This window comes from Pseudomonas moorei (genome assembly GCF_008801475.1).
GTDB lineage: Bacteria > Pseudomonadota > Gammaproteobacteria > Pseudomonadales > Pseudomonadaceae > Aquipseudomonas > Aquipseudomonas moorei.
This window is the reverse complement of the sequence record NZ_VZPP01000029.1, coordinates 1-16,318: the sequence shown is the minus strand read 5'-3', so window position 1 is coordinate 16,318 and position 16,318 is coordinate 1. Positions and strand designations below refer to the sequence as shown.

General features: G+C 58.7%; 9 protein-coding genes and 2 rRNA genes. 7 read left to right on the top strand and 4 right to left on the bottom strand.

Features of this window, described 5'->3' with window-relative positions; all coding sequences use genetic code 11:
• Both F7R06_RS30250 and F7R06_RS30245 read left to right on the top strand, forming a co-directional pair.
• A partial coding sequence (locus tag F7R06_RS30250; protein ID WP_151149723.1) for a tandem-95 repeat protein occupies window positions 1-5,298 on the top strand: 5,298 nt, incomplete at its 5' end.
• A gap of 146 nt (window positions 5,299-5,444) precedes the next feature.
• Complete coding sequence (locus tag F7R06_RS30245) at window positions 5,445-5,783, top strand: hypothetical protein (protein ID WP_015092944.1); 339 nt, start codon at window positions 5,445-5,447, stop codon at window positions 5,781-5,783.
• Between the two features lie 98 nt (window positions 5,784-5,881).
• Here the strand turns inward: F7R06_RS30245 and lapD are convergent, their stop codons facing one another.
• On the bottom strand, window positions 5,882-7,828 hold the full coding sequence (gene lapD / locus F7R06_RS30240) for a cyclic di-GMP receptor LapD (protein WP_090327674.1): 1,947 nt from the start codon (window positions 7,826-7,828) through the stop codon (window positions 5,882-5,884).
• Window positions 7,829-7,842: 14 nt separating this feature from the next.
• The gene (gene lapG, locus F7R06_RS30235) at window positions 7,843-8,535 is read right to left on the bottom strand and encodes a cysteine protease LapG (RefSeq protein WP_090327671.1); all 693 of its coding nucleotides are present in this window, start codon (window positions 8,533-8,535) and stop codon (window positions 7,843-7,845) included.
• A 195-nt stretch (window positions 8,536-8,730) separates the two neighbouring features.
• On the opposite strand from lapG, the gene F7R06_RS30230 reads away from it, so the two are divergent.
• The 5 genes from F7R06_RS30230 to F7R06_RS30210 all read left to right on the top strand — a co-directional run bounded on the left by F7R06_RS30230 (window position 8,731) and on the right by F7R06_RS30210 (window position 15,717).
• The gene (locus tag F7R06_RS30230; RefSeq protein WP_090327667.1) at window positions 8,731-9,441 is read left to right on the top strand and encodes a GntR family transcriptional regulator; all 711 of its coding nucleotides are present in this window, start codon (window positions 8,731-8,733) and stop codon (window positions 9,439-9,441) included.
• Between the two features lie 646 nt (window positions 9,442-10,087).
• The gene (locus F7R06_RS30225) at window positions 10,088-10,864 is read left to right on the top strand and encodes a DUF3050 domain-containing protein (RefSeq protein WP_090327665.1); all 777 of its coding nucleotides are present in this window, start codon (window positions 10,088-10,090) and stop codon (window positions 10,862-10,864) included.
• The gene (locus F7R06_RS30220) at window positions 10,861-11,790 is read left to right on the top strand and encodes a diiron oxygenase (protein ID WP_090327662.1); all 930 of its coding nucleotides are present in this window, start codon (window positions 10,861-10,863) and stop codon (window positions 11,788-11,790) included. The genes F7R06_RS30225 and F7R06_RS30220 overlap by 4 nt, the downstream gene beginning before the upstream one ends.
• 13 nt (window positions 11,791-11,803) lie before the next feature.
• The gene (locus tag F7R06_RS30215) at window positions 11,804-15,220 is read left to right on the top strand and encodes an amino acid adenylation domain-containing protein (RefSeq protein WP_090327660.1); all 3,417 of its coding nucleotides are present in this window, start codon (window positions 11,804-11,806) and stop codon (window positions 15,218-15,220) included.
• A 29-nt stretch (window positions 15,221-15,249) separates the two neighbouring features.
• Complete coding sequence (locus F7R06_RS30210) at window positions 15,250-15,717, top strand: SRPBCC family protein (RefSeq protein ID WP_090327657.1); 468 nt, start codon at window positions 15,250-15,252, stop codon at window positions 15,715-15,717.
• 181 nt (window positions 15,718-15,898) lie between these two features.
• On the opposite strand, the gene rrf (F7R06_RS30205) is transcribed toward F7R06_RS30210, so the two are convergent.
• Window positions 15,899-16,014: ribosomal RNA gene (rrf, locus tag F7R06_RS30205) — 5S ribosomal RNA — on the bottom strand.
• Window positions 16,015-16,124: 110 nt separating this feature from the next.
• Window positions 16,125-16,240 (bottom strand): 5S ribosomal RNA (rrf, locus tag F7R06_RS30200).
• Window positions 16,241-16,318 lie beyond the last annotated feature (78 nt).

Below are 16,318 nucleotides of genomic sequence, written 5' to 3'. Positions count from 1 at the left end.
GGCACCAGCAGCGTTGACGGCCCGGTCAGCGTGGTTAATTTCACAGTGGACGGCACCCAGTACCAGGCTGGCAGCACAGCCACCATCGCCAACGTCGGCACCCTGGTGATCGGCGCCAACGGCGCTTACACCTTCACCCCGGACGCCAATTACAACGGCGCAGTGCCGACCGTGACCTACACCGTCACCGACGGTTCGGGCAGCAATGTCACCTCGACCTTGACCATCAACGTCACCCCGGTCGACGATCCGAGCGTCCTGAGCGCCGATACCAAGACTGTCGATGAGGACCACGTTGCAACCGGCAACGTGCTTGGCAATGACAGCGATGTCGATAACGTTCTGAGCGTCGCGACATTCACCGTACAAGGCGTCGCAGGCTCCTTTACCGCGGGTCAAGTCGCGACTATCACCGGTGTGGGTACTGTGACGATCGCCACCAACGGCGATTACAGTTTCACCCCGGCGGCAAACTGGAACGGCACCGTTCCTCAGATCAGCTACACCACCAACACCCACTCCACCAGCACGCTGGACATTACGGTCAACCCGGTCAATGACGCCCCGACCGTTAATTCCACCTCTGCCAGGGGTGATGAAGATCATTTGATCGCCGTGCAACTCGGCGGCAGTGATATTGACGGCAGCGTCAACCACTTCACCCTGAACAGCCTGCCGGCCAATGGCAGTTTTTACGCTGACGCGGCCGGGACCATTGCGTTGACCACCAGCAGCGTGATCGCCGCAACCGCCAACGGCGCAACGGTTTACTTCAAACCCACCGGCGACTGGAGTGGTACCACCCACTTCACCTACAGCGCGACCGACAATGGGGGCATGCCTTCCGGGTCGTCGGCGACTGGCACCATCGTCGTCGCACCTGTGACCGATACCCCGAGCCTGTCGCTGACCGGTGGCGGCATGGTTGCCTCGACCGACTTGCAGGAAGTCGCTGTGGGTTCGTATGGCGACGTCAACGTCAGCAAGCTCGGTAACGGCGTCTGGCACACGGACAATCCCGGTGGCATGGTCGAAATCGGCAAGGCCAGCGTCTATGGTGCCGGCGGCGATAACCAGGTCATCGAGCTTGAGCGCAATACCGGTGATACGAGCAACCTCTACACCACGATCAATGCGAAGTCCGGCACCACCTATAACGTGTCGTTCGATTATGCACCGCGTGCCGGCGTCGATAATTCGCTGATCAACGTGTACTGGGGCGGCAAGCTCATTGGCACGCTGAACAGCTCAACCACTGGCATGCAGCACTACAGCTTCGACGTTCCGGTCACTGCCGATGGCAACCAGAAACTCGAGTTCCGCGCCGGGGACAGCAACAGCCTGGGCGGCGTGCTGGACAACATCAATGTCAATCAGGTGCTCAACTCGGGTCTTGAAGATAACGCGATCCTGTTGTCCACCATCCAGGCCCACACCAATGACGTCGACGGCTCGGAAACCCTCACGCTCACGCTGAGCGGCTTGCCGGCGGGCGCCACACTCACCGATGGCAGCCATACCTTCAATGCTGCCGATGGCTCGACGTCGGTGGACATTACGGGCTGGAACCTGGCCGCGCTCAAGCTGACACCGCCGACGAACTTCAATGGCGACATTCCCCTGACCGTTACGGCCACCGCCAAAGACGGCGATGCCCCAAGCGCGAGCACTTCGCTGCCACTGGTGGTGCACGTTGCTCCCGTCGATGACGCCAGCGTGCTGCAGGCGGACCGGATCACCATCGAAGAAGACCACAACGCCGTCGGCAACGTGCTGATCAACGACCACGATGTCGATAATGTCCTGAGCGTCGCAACGTTCAGCGTGAACGGGGTCAACGGCAGTTTCACCGCAGGCCAGACCGCAACCATCGCCGGTGTCGGTACGCTGATCGTTGCCAGCAATGGCGACTACACCTTCAAGCCGGCTGCCGACTGGAATGGCAACGTTCCACAGGTGACCTACACCACCAACACCGGTTCGAGCAGCTCGCTGAACATCAGTGTTACGCCGGCCAACGACAACTTCACCGATGCCAACGAAACGGTCTCCACTCCGGAAGACTCTGCCCTCACCGGCAGCGTTCTCACCGGCACTTCGAGCGTCGATGGCCCGATTAGCGTGGTCAGCTTCACCATTGACGGCGTGGCGGGCACTTTCAACGCCGGTCAGACCGCGACCATCGCTAACGTCGGCACTTTGGTGATCGCCTCCAACGGCGCCTACACCTTCACCCCGGCCGCTAACTACAACGGCGCGGTACCGACCGTCACCTACACCGTCACCGACGGTTCGGGCCCTAACGACACTTCGACGCTGAACATCAGTGTGACGCCGGTTAACGACAACTTCACCGATGCCAGCGAAACCGTATCGACTCCGGAAGACTCTGCCCTGACAGGCAGCGTTCTCACTGGCACCAGCAGCGTCGACGGCCCAGTCAGCGTGGTCAGCTTCACCATTGAAGGCGTGGCGGGCACTTTCAACGCTGGCCAGACAGCGACCATCGCTAACGTCGGCACTTTGGTGATCGCCTCCAACGGCGCCTACACCTTCACGCCTGCCGCCAACTACAACGGCGCGGTACCGACCGTTACCTACACCGTCACCGACGGTTCGGGGCCGAACGACACCTCGACCCTGAACATTAGCGTCACGCCGGTTAACGACAACTTTACCGATGCCAGCGAAACAGTCTCCACTCCAGAAGACTCTGCCCTGACAGGCAGCGTTCTCACCGGCACCAGCAGCGTCGACGGCCCAGTCAGCGTGGTCAGCTTCACCATTGACGGCGTGGCGGGCACTTTCAACGCCGGTCAGACCGCGACCATCGCTAATGTCGGTACCTTGGTGATCGGCGCCAACGGTGCCTACACCTTCACGCCTGCCGCCAACTACAACGGCACCGTGCCGACCGTTACCTACACCGTCACTGACGGTTCGGGACCCAACGTCACCTCGAACCTGAACATCAGCGTCACGCCGGTCGATGACCCGAGTGTGCTGGCCGCTGACAGCAAAACCACCCTTGAGGACAAGATCGCCACCGGTAACGTGCTGACCAACGACCGCGATGTCGACAACATCCTGAGCGTGAGCAAGTTCACCATTAATGGCATCGAGTACAACGCGGGGGGGACTGCCACCCTTGCCAACGTAGGCAAGCTGACGCTCGGCGCCAACGGCGATTACACCTTTACCCCTGCCGACAACTGGAGTGGCAAGGTTCCGACGGTGACTTACATCACCAATACCGGTTCAAGCACCACACTGGACCTCAGTGTGACCGCCGTCGCGGACACACCGATCGTTTCCGCCACCACGACTCAGGTGGCCGAGAACAGCAGCATCGCGTTGGGCTTGAAGGTCACGTCAGTGGACACCGATGGCTCGGAAACACAGACCATTACCTCGATTGGCGGCATTCCGGTAGGCGCGACCCTGACCGATGGCACGCACACCTTTATCGGCACAACCGGTAACGGCATCGTCAACCTCAGCGGTTGGGATGTGAGCAAGTTGAGTTACACCCCGGCACCGTACGCTACCGGTACCAACACGCTGACGGTGACGGCAGTCTCGACCGAGAGTCAGGGTGATTCGGCTACCAGCACGATCCAGATTCCGATCACGATCAACTCGGCAGGCTATAACTCGATCACGGCCACCGCAGGAAACGACAATTTCGTCGGCACTGACGGCAACGACATCATGGTCGCCGACATCGGTGGCCTGACCGTGGTGCCGGGCACCAACTACAACATCGCCTTCATGGTCGACAGCTCGGGCAGTATGAGTGCGTCATCGATCAGCGCGGCCAAGGACTCGCTGACATCGGTGTTCAATACCCTCAAGCAGAGCATGGGCAGCAACTCGGGGACCGTGAACATCTTCCTCGCGGACTTCGATAACCAGGTCAACAAGTCGGTGTCGGTCAACCTCAACGATCCGAATGCCTTGATCCTGCTCAAAGCCGTGCTGGACTCGATGGTTTCCGGTGGCGGCACCAACTACGAGGACGTGTTCAAAACCACGGCCAACTCGTTCCAGAGCGCCGATGCCCTGGCCAACACCGGGGCGAAGAACCTCACGTACTTCATCACCGACGGCAAACCGACCTACTACCAGAGCGGTGAGCAGACCAACCCGACCTTGTTCGGTGGCGTGAAGCTCGACGATGTCATCACCACCAGCAATTACAAACTGGGGCAAACCTACAACGCCCAGCTGGACAGCACTCACAAACTGTCCATCGACAGCGACGGCTCGGTCACGCTGCAGACGTACAAATCTTCCTGGTTTGGTGGCTACTGGAGCAGTGACAATCTGGGCACCATTCATGCCCAGGGCGACGGTACCTACGAGCTGTCGAACCTGGCCGGCAGCGGTAACAGCACTGATTCGTCGACCACCAGCAACTCCGGCAGCAGCTTCACCCTGCTGAGCAACCTGTCGAATGTCGAGGCTATTGGCCTGAACAAAGAGGTAACGCTAAACGACCTGAAGCCCTACGACTCGGACAAGTCGCCACAAACCAACATCGATCCGAAGGACCTGGCCAACTCGATCATCGGCCACACCGAAGCGACGATGCCGGGCAACGACACCGTCAGCGGTGGCGACGGCAACGACATCCTGTTCGGCGACCTGGTGAGCTTCAACGGCATTGCCGGCGAGGGCTACCAGGCCATGCAAGCCTTCGTGGCGCAGCAAACCGGCGTGGACGTCAGCAAAGTCACCACCAGCAATGTGCACCAGTACATCACCGAGCATTACACCGCGTTCGATGTGTCCGGTGCCCATGACGGCGATGACAGTCTGTTGGGCGGCGCAGGCAATGACATCCTGTTCGGCTCGGGTGGCAATGACAGCCTCGACGGCGGCAAGGGCAATGACATCCTGCTCGGCGGCACCGGCAACGACACGCTGATGGGTGGCCAGGGCAATGACATCCTGATCGGTGGTTCCGGTGGCGACACCTTCGTCTGGAAAGCAGGCGATACCGGCAGCGACGTGATCAAGGACTTCAAGGCCAGCGAAGGCGACCGCATCGACCTGCGCGATTTGTTACAGGGCGAAAGCGGCAGCACGATCGACAACTTCCTGAAGATCACCACGGTCGATGGCGTGTCGTCGCTGCAGGTCAGCTCGACCGGCCAGTTCAACTCTGGCAACGCCGCAGCCGCCACGCCAGACGTGACGATCAAGCTGGAGGGCAACAACTGGTCCAGCGCGAACCTGCACAACCTGATTGCCGGTAGCGACCCGACCATCAAAATCGATCACAACAACAGCTGATGCATGAAAACGGCCGCTCCTGATGGGGCGGCCATCACGTTTGCGTCCACTGCCCGGTGACGATTTCGACGCTTCGCCACATACTGGCGTGCAGTTGACCTATGCTGCTGACAGCATGACGCTGGTTCAATTCTGAGGGATGCTCAATGTTTTACGTGCAACGCGATGCGCAGGGCCTGTTGGTACGCGTGGAACCCGCCGCCTATGCCGAGGCCACGGAAACGCTGCCGGCCGACAATCATGAGATCCAGGCCTGGTTTGCCAACGCGGCGGTGGAGAACAGCCTCAAACAGCTCAAGCAGAGCGACCTGGAAATGATCCGGGTACTCGATGACTTGATTCAGGTGCTGACCCAAAAAGGCGTGATCCGCGTCACTGACCTGCCGACAGCGGCCCAGGCCAAGCTCATGGACCGCAACCAGGCCCGTGAAGCCTTGGGTGGCTTGAGCCAGTTGATTGATGATGAAGAAACCGGCCTGATCTGATCCCTGATCTTGCCAGCTCCCACAGTGTTCAACGTTGATCCCTGTGGGAGCGGGCTTGCCCGCGAAGACAGCATGACTGACAACGCCACTCTAAAGCGTTACTTCCAGGGCTTGGGCTCGCCGAACAACTGGCCCTGCACACCGTATAACCCCATCTCGCGAATCACCGACAACTCGCCCTGCGTCTCGACCCGCTCGGCAATCAGTGGCAGATCAATGCTGTGCGCCGCTCGCTGGATCGCCTCGATGAACAGGCGCTTGTCACTCTCCAGATCGATCGACCGAATGTAGCTGCCATCGATCTTCAGGTACGCCAGCCCCAGCCGTGCCAGGTTGCCGATCATGCTGAAGCGGCCACCGAAACGTTGCAGGCTCAGGGAGAACCCGAGTTCGCGAAGGCGTCGGGTCAACTGCTCCAGCACCGCTTGGTCAGGCAATTGCTCTTCGCCGATCTCCAGGGTCAGACGCGGCCCGAGGTTGGAATGTGCTCGCAGTATCTCGAAGATTTTGTTTTGCGCCTGCGGGTCGGCCAGAGTAGACGACGACAGGTTCAGCGCCAGCGACTCTTCATGCCCGCTCATTTGCTCCAGCACCTGCTCGAGCATCAGCCGATCCAGCCTCGCAGTCCAGCCAAAGCGCTCAAGCCACGGCAGGAAACGCCCGGCAGGAATGGCCTGGCCCTGTTCGTCGTGCAGTCGTGACAACACTTTGTAATGCAGTACCAATTGGGTGTCCTGGGCGGCTACTACAGGTTGGAAATACAGTTCGAAACGCCGCAGAGTCAGTGCCTGATCAAGCATGCGATGCCAGGCGTGATGATCGTCGCCGACGCTGGCCGAGAGACGATGTTCAACGCAGGCCCAGTTCTGTTCGCCTTGGCCCTCGGCCTGCGACAGTGCCTGATCACCGAGACTGAGCACGGCTTGCGGTGAATCACCGAGAGCAAAAGGTGCCAGACCAATTGACGCCACTGCTGCCACATCAGTGGCGCCAGTGGCGTGAAGGCTGGCCAAGGCATTGTCGAGATTTTTTGCCAGTTGCAGCGCTTCTTGGCGCACCAACCCCGGCGCCAACACGGCAAACTCGCCCCCGCGGATACGGGTCACCAGGTTCTGGGTTTCCGGGTATTTCGCACATTCACGGGACAATTGCTCGCCAACGGCTTTGAGCACTTCATCGGTGCGTTGGCCCCCGAGGCGCTGGTTGAGACCGGCCAGATCCTTAACCCGCAACAGCAGCAGATAACCGGAACTGGCCTGCTCCGGATTGCTCACCCGCGCATTCAATTGCATTTCGAAGTAACGCCGGTTGGCCAATCCGGTCAACGAGTCCTGATAGGACTCGACCCGTAGTTTTTCACTGCGCTCGGCCTGCTCCTGAAACAACGCCTTGAGCTTCTCGACCATCTGGTTCATGGCCTGCACTACCCGGCGAAGCTCAGGGGTACGCGGCAGCTCCGGCAGGCTGAGAAATTCCCGCCGGGCGATGGCGTGGGATTGCTGGACCATGTAGTCCAGCGGTCTCAATTGCTGACGCAGCAACAGCGCGCCGAGTACCGCACTGACTGCACCACATAGCAGCAACCAGCCCAGGCTGCCCAGCGCGCTCTGCCACAACTTGGCCAGCGCGAACATCGGGTGGCTGACCACCTCGACCCGTGCAGCCTGCTCCCAGCCGCGGCTGATGATCGCATCGCCACCGGCGGGCTCCAGGCCGATCATTTTGACGAACCAGTCCGGAACGTTGTTGACCGCCGGAATGCCCGTGCGCTCAACCAGGGTCTGGTCGGTCTTCAGATCGACCACGCGGATGCTCGCGTAGTAGCCGCTGTCAAAGATTGAACTGACCAACAACTCGACCATCGCCGGGTCGTCGATGTTAGGTGTCAGGGACAGCGCCAGCGCTGTCGCAGCGTCCTGGGCGTGGGAGCGCAACTGGTTGACATACTGGGCGCGCGAGCTCTCCAGGCTGACCATGAAGTTGCCGGTGAAGGCGACCACCAGGAACAGACAGATAGCAATCAACAGCTGTTTGAACAAAGACATCTGAGCGCGTGCTCCTAGTTAGTCGTCTCGACCGGGAATCCTTCGGCCTGCATTTTTTTCAGTACATCCTGCCAACGGGACAGGCGCTTGGTGTCACCGACCTTCTGATTGCCCTTGGCACCCGGTAACCACAACCCCTCCGCGTTGAAGGAGTAGACCGGCAGCAAATCCGTTCGTTGGCTGGCCGGCTTGATCGTGTCGATCAGGCTGTCGAGCACCAGCGGCATGGCGTCCGGGCTTGAGTAATAGGTCAGTACCATGTGCGCGCGATTCAAGCTCAGCGCCTTTACGTAGGTGATGCGCAGTTTTTCACTGGCTACGCCGAGATGGCGCAGGCTGAAATACTTGGCGATCGCGTAGTCTTCGCAATCGCCCGCACCTTTCCACAGGGCTTCGATCGGTGTTTCCCAGTAATCCACCTGGTGCCACAGATCGATGTCCTCGACGTAGCGCAGCTGTTTGTTGAAGAAGCGATTGACTACGTTGAGCTGCTCCAGCTCGCTGACCTGCTTCTGGGTCGCCAATAAGTGTTGCCAATCATCAATGCGCTTCTGCCCTTCGCCCAAAGGTCCGTACAATGCCCGCGCCCGGCCGCTGATCAAGGAAAAATCCCAATCGGCCTGCACACCGCCCAGCAGGACGCCGGCCAGCAGCAACGCGCCGCACAGCCAGCGCAACATCCGGGAAATCGGGAAACGTACCGCCAATGCCAGGCATCCAGGGTAGTCAGATGGAAGTCGGTTGATGGTGTAGGTTATCCCGGTAAAAAACAATGGCACGCTGAGATCACTGGCGGCACGCTAAACTGAGGGAAAGGCGCTTTGTCGGGCGTTTGACAACCCCCCAGGCCGCCACTAGTGTCAGTTGGATCCAAAAATATAAGTCAATCAGGGTGCGTAGTAGTGACACAAAAGCCCAACCCTCTGAGCAGTATCAAGGTCAACGGGCCGATTCCCGCTCACTTGGCACGTTCGGTGATTGAAGAAACCCTTCGTGCGGCCATTCTCGACGGTCGTATTCCCTGCGGTGCAGCCCTGCGTCAGCAAGACCTGGCGGACCTGTTTGGCGTTAGCCGCATGCCCGTGCGCGAAGCTTTGCGCCAGCTCGAAGCCCAGGCATTGCTTAGCGTGACTGCCCATAAAGGCGCCGTGGTCGCCCCGCTGGTCCAGGGTGATGCCGTGGAAACCTATGCCCTGCGCATCCTGCTGGAGTCCGAAGCGCTGAGGTTATCGATTCCATTGCTTGAAGACGCGGATATCGAACAGGCAAACCGCTACATCGACGAACTGGAAAGAGAACAGGACTACACCGAAATCGGCCGACTCAATCGCCTGTTTCACATGTCGCTGTACAGCAAGGCCCCTAACCGTCGACTGCTGAAGCTTGTCGAAGACGGGTTGATCGAGGAAGAGCGCTTTCTGCGCTTCAATCTGGAAGCCATGGGCCTGGGCAAGTTGTCCCAGGAAGATCACCGGGCACTGCTGCGGGCTGCCGAAGAGCGGGATGTCGAAAAATCGGTGACGCTGCTCGAACATCACCTCAATCGCGCGGTCGAGGTCATCACTCGCTACCTGGCCAGCCCTGAGGCTGAGCGCATCAAAACCTCGAAATGACGCCCGTTGACCTGTGGCGATAGCGCCACAGGTCCAGTGGCACGCTTGAAGCTGCACGATCCACTTACAAATTTCCCGCCCCCGTCCCCCTCCCTGCCTCTCATACGCCGGTGATAGCGGCTGCCTTGCATTACGCTCACTCTTGGGTCGACAACAAACCATGAACGGGGGACGCGTGCTAACGCTGGCGCAGTCCCCGCACCAGGAACGTACGGAAGGAGCCTGCCTCGGGAAAGGGAGAATCGGTGTCACCCCCGTCAAACTTCCGCCCCTTTCAAATCACCTCAATCATCTGCGAGAAAAAGTTACTTCGAGTGAGGCATTCACTCTTTATCTAAATTCTTACTTATATAACTAGGAAGGAGTAACTACGCCTAAATAAAGCTTATATATAAAGCTTTATTGGGCCAACTCACACCCAGGAAAGTTTAACTTTAAAAACATTTAAAAATAACTTGCTCAAGTCTTAATTCATGTACTAATTTTTCCACACCGTCAGCCAGCAATGGCCGGTACTGCAATAACACGTCAATCGCATTACAACTAAAACACATCAATTCATTTGAGGCGCCCGCTCGCCAGCGGAAAAGTTTACTCAACAGCCGACGCTTTAATACATCACATTTGACTATTTAGAGGTTCACCCATGAAACCCACTAAAGACCGTCTCGTCCAGAAAAAAGCCGAACTTGCTGCACACCCGATATTCCGCGAAATACATTCACTGTCGGTATTACAGCGCTTCATGGAAACCCATGTGTTTGCGGTATGGGATTTCATGTCACTGACCAAACGGCTGCAGCAGGAACTGACTTGCACCCACTTGCCCTGGCTTCCCCCAAGGGACCCGCAGGCAGCGCGATTGATCAACGAGATCGTGCTGGGTGAAGAGTCCAATGCGCGTCCGGATCACGGTCACTACAGCCACTTCGAGCTGTACCTGGATGCGATGCGCGAAGTCGGTGCCAATACCGCCGCCATCGAGCGCTTCGTAACGCTGCAACAAGAAGGGGTGAATTACGACGTGGCGTTGCAAAGCGTCGAGGTCGATCCGGCGACCGCGCGATTTGTGCGCCAAACGTTGCACACCGCACTGCATGCGCCGGACCACAGCGTGGCGGCGGCGTTCCTGCATGGTCGCGAGAGCGTCATTCCACCGATGTTCCAGCGCATTCTCGACGACTGGGGCATCGGCATTGAACAAGCCCCCACCTTTCGCTACTACCTCGAACGGCACATTGAGGTCGATTCTGAAGACCACGGCCCGGCTGCGGAAAAACTTCTCGACCGACTGATCGGTGGCGATCCGCATCGTGAAGAAGACATGTATGCCAGCGCAATCGCCGCCGTGGAAAGCCGCATCGCGCTATGGGACGGCCTGCGCCTGAGCATGAGCCAACGCAGCGCGCAGGTGAGCGCATGAACGCCGCCGACTACCAATCCTTCGCCGACGCCTGGGAAAGCCGCGCGACCATTCGCACACGCCCGCGTCGCGTGCTGGAGAACGACGACAAACTGATCTATCCGCTGGGCCGCCAACCGCTGGTGCTCGGTGAAACTTTCCTGCGCGAGTGCCCGCAGCTGCGCGACTTTGCCCTGGTGCAGACGCTCTACAAATTCATCAACGACGTGGTGATTTTCGAAACAGAGATCGTCGACAAGACCGCCCGCAACATTGCCAAGAATCGCTTCGACGTGACCTTCCCGTTCGCCTGCCGTTATGACGCCATGACGGTGGTCGTGGACGAGGATTACCACGCCTTGGTGGCGATGGATTTCATGCAGCAGACCATCGCCATGACCGGCATCGGGCCCATCGAGCTGCCAGGCGAAATCGAGCTGAGCCGGGCTATACCGGCGGCCGTGGCACTCGCGCCGCAGCACCTGCGTGGCGCCGTGGAACTGATCTGCGTGGCCATCGCCGAAAACACCGTGACCGGCGATGTGGCGGCCTTCGCCAAGGACGACACGATCAAGCAATCGATCAAGGGCCTGATGGCGGATCACTTGCTCGATGAAGGCCGGCACTCCGGTTTCTGGTCACGGATGGTGCGCATCTACTGGCACACCGCAAGCGAGGGCGATCGCCACTGCATCGCGCAGATCCTGCCGGTGTTCATCGGCCACTACCTGACCAACGATATCCAGAGGTCCTTCGATTTGCGCTTGATTGATGCCCTGCCGATCAACGACAGGGTGCAGCAAAGCCTCAGGGATGAAGTGTCCGGAGTGGCCTTTCCAATCAATCGCCATCACCCGCTGGTCGCCAACATCGTGCAGTTCTTCCGCAGCAGTTCGCTGCTGGATTCGCCGTGCGTGCAAAGCGCCTTGCGCGATTACTTGATTTGACGTGGAGCCCCTCATGAGACGTCTGGACATACTGCTCGTTGGACAAAGCCGGGCCTTGACCGACCTGGCGCAGGAACTCGAAAAACACGGCCATGCACTGTCCCGGGTGACAACAATTGATGAACCGGCACCCACGTCTGTGGATTTGTTGATCGACGATGCCACGCTGCCGATTCGAGGCTTCAACGATGTGCCGCGACTGACGCTGCAACTGGGTGTGAGCCTGCCGGGCGCTTGCGGATTGCCATCGCTGGACTTGCTGTGCATGCACGGCTCGACGTTGATCAGTCGGATGTCGATAACCGATGAGCCCTCGGGCAATGGCCAGGCATTGCGTCTGCGAACCGTGGCGGAACTGGTGGACCATGTGGCGCTGCTGGTCAGCCGCTATTCCCGTGACGCCGACTATTGGCTGATCGCCGAGCCCGTCACTTCTGCGCACTTCGAAAGCGTGGAGAGCCTGATGTTTCTCGAGCGCCTGGCCTTTGTCCACCGGCTCAATGCCACCGCCGAGCCGCGCCTGCAACAACGGGCGCAGACACCGATGATTGAACGCCTGGAACAACGCTTCATTCAGTCGGCCGGTTGCCCTGCACTGACTGTTTCCGGCACCGCCCTCGATTACCGGCAATTGCATGACCTTAGCCGCGCCATTGCCCAACGTTTACAACCGCTGCTGGCCGGACATCAGGGGCCTCCGGTGATCGGCATCTGCCTGCCCAGGTGCAGCGCGCTGTATGCGGGCATCCTGGCGATCCTGGGCCACGGTGCGGTGTACCTGCCGCTGGAGCCAAGCCATCCGCTGCAACGTCAGCAGTACATTCTGTCAGACGCTGGCGCGGCGTTGCTGCTGCATGACGGTCAGCATCCACTCGCGTCAGAAGTCGTAGGGCTCGACATTACCCGTATCGACTTCGATGAGGTGGATCTTGATCAACCGCTGATGCGCCAACGCCCCGCGCTCGATGCACCGTGCATGGCGCTCTATACCTCGGGCACCACCGGCCACCCCAAAGGGGTGCTACTCAGCCAGGCCAACCTCGCCCACTTCACCGCGTGGTACGCCGATTATGTCCATTTGACCGAGAACAGCCGTGTATTGCAGTTTTCGTCGTTGGGTTTCGATTCGTCGTTGATCGATATTTTCCCGACCCTGCTCCAAGGCGCCGAACTCATCGTGCCCAGTGATGACCAGCGTCGCGACCCGCTACAACTGGTTGAACTGATCCGGCGCAACCGTCTGAGCCACGCGTTTTTGCCGCCAGCCTTGCTGAGCGTTTTGCCGCTTGAACAACTGCAAGACCTCGGGCACGTGATGACCGGCGGCGATGTCTGCGAACCTTGGGTCATTCAGCAGCTGAGCCGCCAGGGCAGGCTCTACAACCTCTATGGCCCAACCGAAGCCACGGTACTGATAACCGCGAGGCGACTGCAGGCCGGCGATAACAATCGATCGCTCGGCGGGCCGATTGCCAATAGCCAAGTGCTGATTCTCGATGACGATTTGCAGCCAGTGCCCGAGCAGACCGTTGGCGAGCTGTACATTGTCGGGCCGGGTGTGTGCCTGGGTTACCTGAATAACCCGCAGCAGACCGCCGAACGCTATTTGTCCCTGAACCTGCCCGACGGCCAGATCCTGCGTGCCTATCGCACTGGCGACATGGCGAAGTGGACCGCTGAGGGGATCGAGCTGTGTGGGCGGCGTGATAATCAGGTGAAAATTCGCGGTTTCCGGGTCGAGCCGGAGGAGATTGAACGTTGCTTGCGCGACAGCCAGCTGTACCGCCAGGTGGCGGTAGTCATTGATAGCCATCGACGAATACTGGCTTTCCTTGCGCAACCTCAGGGATACCCCATCGGTATCGCTCGCGAAGCATTGAAGGCCCATGCGGCGCAGTACCTGCCGGACTACATGCAGCCCTGCGCCTGGACTGAACTGCCGAGCCTGCCATACGCCAGTAACGGCAAAGTCGATCGCAAGGCACTACTGGAGATGCCGGTCAGCATCAGCGAAAACACCCCTCGCCGCTTGCCTGCCAACGTCGATGAAACGCGGCTTCTGGCGATCTGGTCTGAAATGCTGGAATTGCCGATCCACGATATTTCTACTGACGAAAGCTTCTTCAACCTGGGAGGACATTCGATCCTGCTGTCGCGAATGCTTCTGCGTCTACGCGAAGAGTTCGGCCGCAGCATTTCGATCAACCGCTTCATCGAACTCCCCACCATCGAAAAACTTGCGACCCTGGTACGCGGCTCCGGCACGGAAGAAGCGCTGAGCGAACGAGCCATAGTCGATGCCGAGCGCACGCTGGATGTGCAGCCTTTGCCCGCGAGCCGCATGGGTGATGTGCACAAGGTGATCATCACCGGCGCCAACAGTTTTGTTGGTGTGCACATTGTCGAAGCGCTGCTGGCCGCGGGTGCCAGTGAAATCGCGTGCCTGGTACGCGAAAGTGAAGGGCAATCGGCTGCCGAGCGCTTTGCCCTGGCGTTACGGGAAAACCGGCTGGAGCATCTGGATCTGAGTCGGGTCCGGGTCTATGCAGCCGATATCGCCCGCCCGGCGCTGGGGCTGACTACGGATGTGTACGAGCGTTTGGATCGAGATTTCGGTGTACTGGTGCACAACGCTGCCAACGTCAATCACGTACTCGATTATGAGTCGCTGACGCGGGACAACGTCGAGCCGATTTTCGAGTGTCTGCGCCTTTGCGAAGGACGCAGCAAAAAAATATTCAACTTCGTCTCGACGCTCTCGGCCTCCAGCACGATTTCCACCGAAGGTCGGGTACTTGAGTTACCCGCCGCGCCGACCCCACCGATCTACATCAAGAACGGCTACAACCTGTCCAAGTGGGTCGGCGAGCGGATCCTCGAACGTGCCCGGGAACGCGGCGTGCAGGTCAATCTCTATCGCCCTGGCAACATCAGTTTCAATAGCCTCTCGGGAGTGTGCCAACCGCACAAGAACCGTTTGATGCTGATGCTCAAAGGTTCGATCCAGCTTGGGCAGGTACCGGAGTTCACGTTGAATTTCGACCTGATGCCGGTGGATTTCCTTGCCCGCTTTATTGCCTTTCATGCCGGACGTTATGAGCCGGAAAGGTCGGTGTTCAACCTGCACAACCCCGAACCCTTGGATTGGGGCACCTACGTTGCGTCCTTTCGCGAAGCAGGTCGCGAATTTTCCTTGGTCAGTGTCACCGACTGGCAGCAGCAACTGGGCCGAGTCGACAGCGACAACGCGCTGTTCGGGGTGGTGGGTTTCTACCTCAACGGCTTCGAGGAAGACATAGGCGACATCTCCATGATCGGTCATGACAACGCCAAAGCCGGCGTCCGGCAAATGGGCGCGCGCTACCCGGAAAAGTCCCCGGCGCTACTGCGACGCGGTTGCGACTACCTCAAAGACATTAATTTCATCTGATTCATCCCAACCAAGAACGGAGCAAAACCATGAACACTCTGCAACCCGATACCTTGATCAAAAACCCGCAAGGCTGCCAGGTCGTGTCTTCGGTGGAAGTACTGGCCGATGCTGCGCAAGTCTGGGCTGTGGTCGGCAACTTTGCCGGCTTCGATCAATTCATTCCGGCGCTGTCGCACATCGAGATGACCGGCGAGGGCGTGTCGTCCCTGCGCAAGAAGATTTTCAGGGACGGCAATCTGGTAGTCGAACAACTCAACTCCCGAGACGATCACGCCCTGAGCATGACTTGGACCACGATTTACAACACCTTGGGCGTGGCCAATTTGTGGGCGGCTATGACCGTGGAATCATTGGGAGTGGGCAAATCGCGGGCCACCTGGACGATCATGGCTGAACCTGCTCAGGGTGGCGCTGAGGCACTGCCCGGGTTCAAGGACTTCGTTCAGGGCTTTGCCGATGATGCGATGAATAATGTGCTGAAGCTGTTTGCTTAAAGCTTGGATTGCTTTATTTGCCAGCCGGTAACTTCTGCTAAATCTTAGCGACGCTGAGCCAGGTTGCTGCTGCAAAGCCAGTCTCTGAACCAGGGGCTGGTTTTTTGTGTTTCTGGTTTTTGGCTGGTGCAGAACGACAAAACCCCTACCTGCATACGCAGATAGGGGTTTCGGAATTTAATCTTGACGATGACCTACTCTCACATGGGGAAACCCCACACTACCATCGGCGATGCATCGTTTCACTTCTGAGTTCGGGATGGGATCAGGTGGTTCCAATGCTCTATGGTCGTCAAGAAATTCTGTATGTAGGTCCGTCTGTAGAGACGTTCCAACGAATTCTTGATACTTCTACTCTAAAGACAAAACCCCTACCTGCATACGCAGATAGGGGTTTCGGAATTTAATCTTGACGATGACCTACTCTCACATGGGGAAACCCCACACTACCATCGGCGATGCATCGTTTCACTTCTGAGTTCGGGATGGGATCAGGTGGTTCCAATGCTCTATGGTCGTCAAGAAATTCGGGTACCGAACCGTCTTTCGACGCTTCAGCAAATTGGGTATGCGATAGTTTGTGTGTTTGTGCGAACTTTCG

Excerpts from the sequence above, each read along its gene's own strand:
- F7R06_RS30245 (WP_015092944.1), top strand. The coding sequence starts at position 5,445 with ATGTTTTACGTGCAACGCGATGCGCAGGGCCTGTTGGTACGCGTGGAA.
- lapD (WP_090327674.1), bottom strand. The coding sequence starts at position 7,828 with ATGTCTTTGTTCAAACAGCTGTTGATTGCTATCTGTCTGTTCCTGGTG.
- F7R06_RS30225 (WP_090327665.1), top strand. The coding sequence starts at position 10,088 with ATGAAACCCACTAAAGACCGTCTCGTCCAGAAAAAAGCCGAACTTGCT.
- F7R06_RS30220 (WP_090327662.1), top strand. The coding sequence starts at position 10,861 with ATGAACGCCGCCGACTACCAATCCTTCGCCGACGCCTGGGAAAGCCGC.
- F7R06_RS30215 (WP_090327660.1), top strand. The coding sequence starts at position 11,804 with ATGAGACGTCTGGACATACTGCTCGTTGGACAAAGCCGGGCCTTGACC.
- F7R06_RS30210 (WP_090327657.1), top strand. The coding sequence starts at position 15,250 with ATGAACACTCTGCAACCCGATACCTTGATCAAAAACCCGCAAGGCTGC.